We start from the raw sequence: 262 nt of genomic DNA on the forward strand, positions 1-262 counted from the left end.
GCCGAACAGGCCGCCCGAGGCGCCGACCGTGGGCACCGGGTCGCCGAAGCCCACCGCCACCAGCTGAGTCGCCGCTGCCGCCAGCACGCTCACCGCGTACAGCCACAGGTAGCGCAGCGAGCCCATGGCGGATTCCAGCTCGCGGCCGAAGGTCCAGATGCCCAGCATGTTCACGCCCAGGTGCAGCAGGCCGCCATGCAGGAAGGCGCTGCTGACCACCTGCCAGGGCTGGAAGCCCTCGCCCAGCGGCCACAGCGCGTAG

At 72.1% G+C, this 262-nt stretch carries 1 protein-coding gene; it reads right to left on the minus strand.

What is annotated here, in order from left to right:
- A partial coding sequence (locus ACWA1B_RS22920) for a rhomboid family intramembrane serine protease (protein WP_456910943.1) occupies positions 1-262 on the minus strand: 262 nt, incomplete at both ends.

It is taken from the genome of Flavobacterium xizangense (genome assembly GCF_054075145.1).